The following is a 3,426-nucleotide window of genomic DNA, read 5'->3' as shown; positions in this document are numbered from 1 at the left end:
TAACATCAAAAATCAATTAATTTAATTTCACCCAACGGGTTAAATAAATAATTGTCAATGTAGCTGAATAACTCTGTATTGTCGCTGTCAAACACAATATTTGTAAATGTCTTTGGCATATTGGCAAAACCTAAGTATGCACCATAAAGTAAAAAAGCAATCTGTCTGTTGTGAATGTTTTTTGCAACAAGCATTTTGTTTATTTGGTCGTGTCCATTGAGCTTCATTAAAAAAATAATAATGCTTGCAATAACTGAATTATTAGGGAAAGTGAAACTGTCATTTTTGCCAATGCGATATTTATAATAATCTCGTAAGGTTTGTTTGTCAGGATTTTCAGGTAAATGTTCGCCAATATCTTTTATAATTTCTAAAATCTTTTGTTCGGAAAAATTACCGAGTCGTCCTTGAGGTTTAGCTAAAATTGAATTGACCGCAACACCTAGTAATTGTAATTCTGATTCATTTATACTTTTTGATAATGTTGTTGGAAAAACAACAGAAAAGTCCGTGTAGTCTTTGGAATAATTGAAATAATAATCAGCTAATTTCTTAATATCAATTTCAAATGAAATGTCTGGGAAATTGTTCGATTTGTTGTTTTTTGACAAAAAGTAATTCGTTGTTTTTTTTGTAATCTCGTGTAGATACTCGGATATTCTGCTAAATTGTTCTGTTATTGAAGTGTCAAATTGAGTGAAACCAAATTGAAAATTTCTTAATCGCTCTTCTTGTAGATTAACTTCTCGTTTAAGAATTTGATATTTCTGGTTCTCTTCACATTTTGTAATTAGTTGTTTTAATTCTTGTTTACGGTCATATTCCTCTGTGCCTATTTTAAAATACTCTCTTGTTTTTCCTTTCAATTCTCCCTTACGTCTTTCTTCTAGTTTAATGATTTCAAATTCCTCTTTTAAAGAAGTTATTCCGTTTTCGTATTCATATTGATATAATTCGCGTTTTATTTTTTCTAAAACTTCTTGCTCTTTTTCATAATCTCTTTTGTAGGTAGAATTTTTTTGCTTTGATAACTCATCGCAACGCATTTTGTTGAGATTATCAATTTCCTCTAATCTCAAAAGAAGTGTATCTAAAACATCTGATTGTTTGCTAAAATTATCAATGTATGATTTTTGACAATCTTTAATTTGTTTGCGAATATTTATTAGCCAAAACGCTGAGTATTCTTCACTTAAAACAATATCTGTATGAATACTTCCAATCGTGTTTTTTAATTTTGACAATTCAGAAATAAGATTTTGTTCTTTTTCTTCTAATGTTCCAATGGAGCCGATAACACAGCCATAAATTAAGCCTTTAATTTGATTAAATGCTCTATCATAAAATGGTTGAAATGCTGTTTTATCAGAAATAAGTTGTGCTTGATAAAATGCTGTTTTTTCAGTCATTTTGTCAATGACAATAAAGTCAGATTTGTATTTATTTGTTGTTTTAACTTCCAACAACATAAAAGTATTGTTTAGAAATTCATTCAACTTTACTTCTGAACTAAAACAGACATTGAAATTTCCCTTTTTAAGATAAATTGTTTTTGAATATTTAAAACTTTTTAAACCGCTTTTTTTACTTGACTTTATTTCAGTCAAATAATTAGTATCAAATAAAGTGTTTGATATTCTTAATAAAATTGGACTTTGCACAGCATCGTCAAACAATATTAGATTGTTTGTGTCTTCAATTGCTTCTTCGTTACGATTAACTGGATTGCCAAAATTGCGTTCTTCGTAAAAAGATATAGGCGAAATACTTTCAGTTGTAAATAATTCATTTAAGTTCCACAAATTTATTGGCAACCATAAATATTTTACTTCTGATATGTTTTTATTCTTTGCCATACTATTGACTAATTATATCATTTGGGTTAATGTCTTTTAATAGGCTTGTGAGTTTTCTGGAATATGTGATAAAAACTCGGCTACTTGACCTTGTCACAGCAACGTAAAAAGCATTTCTGTCTAAGTTGTTGTCATCATCTGCAAATGGAATGAATACATTGTCAAATTCGGTTCCTTTTGCACTATGAAATGTCAGAATACAAGGTAAGTCGTGGTTTGTGAAATCTAATGTATCAACACTTCTAAACATTGGATAGATTCCAGCCGCTTTGTTTTCAGGTAAATCTATAGTGTATCTAACTTGTGTTCCTATTCCTTTATCAGAAAATAGCTTGTGAACTTTTTCAATAATATCGTTATTAGGTAATAAAATTCCTACATCGTCCATTCCTTCTGTTTCAATTCTGCTGAGAATATATTGTAACTCCTCATCTTCGGATTTGCATTTTTTCACAATTGGTTTTGGAAATGAAGGATAATCACTGTTTCCGTTGTTCTTTTTATTCTGTGTAATTAAATCAAGATTAGGAACTGGAATCTTTTGAGCTATTTTGGCAATCGTTTTAGGTATTCTATAATTGAATTGTAAATTTTTTAAAGGGTATTTGTAAACACTTTGAATATTATCTATGCTTGTTCCTCTTTGTTTATACAATTGTTGGCTTGTATCCCCAAAGATTGTAATTGACTTTTTTGCCTGTGATATGAAATTGGTTCTATAGTCTTCTATAGAGAAATCCTGTCCTTCATCTATAATTAGATAATTTACAATGCCTTTATCTTTGAAAAGAAAGCCACTTGGGATAAAAATAAATTTTTCGTCAGTAGGGTTTAATTGAAAATTTTCTAATTGAATTTCTTTGAACCAACGTGCTCTGCGGTAAAATGTGTAGTAAAACCTATTTTCAACCCAATCATCGAAATCAACAGAAACTTCAATTGGATTGCCAATTGCTTTTGCAGGATAATTTTGAAATGTTTTTGTTTGAATAATATTGTCATATTTATCTTTTGAAACAAAATATCTGATTTCTTCTCCTGTTTTTAATATCAGTAAATCACTATTAAGCCCATATTGATTACCGCCTTTTAGACAAAACAAATCTCCCGATATTTCTATACCTCTGTTTATCCAAGACCATTCGTGAACAACTCTGTCTTTATCAAGCCCTAATTCGCTTAAACCATAACGTACCATTTTTTTTAGTGCAACAGTGTAAACTACAATAACGAATGTATTGTCGTTTGCCTGATTAGCACGATAAATAGCCATATTAGTTTTACCGCTGCCCGCAGCACCTTTCACTATCAAGTTGTCATTGATAGAAACTTTCAACACTTCTTGCTGTGAAGCGTCTGGATTTGTTATGAACCAATTGTCTAATCTCATATTTTATGTTTTGTTGTCTGTTTAATGGTGGGTCGTCCTTAGAGTGACCGCTAACGTTTTGCCGCTTTGCGAAGGCGGGGATTTTTAGCTCTAAACTCCATTAGATGCACAAAACTTGAATTTAGCACTTCACTGTCATAGAAGCACGAAACCCCCGCTTTTGCAAAACGGCTGTTAGCG

The 3,426-nt window shown here is 30.6% G+C and carries 2 protein-coding genes; both read right to left on the bottom strand.

Features of this window, described 5'->3' with window-relative positions; translation table 11 throughout:
- Positions 1-5 precede the first annotated feature (5 nt).
- A complete protein-coding gene (locus CHX27_RS00670; RefSeq protein WP_094484862.1) occupies positions 6-1,856 on the bottom strand; it encodes a hypothetical protein in 1,851 nt (616 codons plus the stop codon).
- A gap of 1 nt (position 1,857) precedes the next feature.
- On the bottom strand, positions 1,858-3,246 hold the full coding sequence (locus tag CHX27_RS00665) for a 3'-5' exonuclease (RefSeq protein ID WP_094484861.1): 1,389 nt from the start codon (positions 3,244-3,246) through the stop codon (positions 1,858-1,860).
- Positions 3,247-3,426 lie beyond the last annotated feature (180 nt).

The sequence above is a fragment of the Flavobacterium aurantiibacter genome, from assembly GCF_002251775.1.
GTDB lineage: Bacteria > Bacteroidota > Bacteroidia > Flavobacteriales > Flavobacteriaceae > Flavobacterium > Flavobacterium aurantiibacter.
The sequence above is the reverse complement of the archived record's forward strand: the minus strand, read 5'-3'. Positions and strand labels throughout refer to the sequence as shown.

Excerpts from the sequence above, each read along its gene's own strand:
- CHX27_RS00665 (WP_094484861.1), bottom strand. The coding sequence starts at position 3,246 with ATGAGATTAGACAATTGGTTCATAACAAATCCAGACGCTTCACAGCAA.
- CHX27_RS00670 (WP_094484862.1), bottom strand. The coding sequence starts at position 1,856 with ATGGCAAAGAATAAAAACATATCAGAAGTAAAATATTTATGGTTGCCA.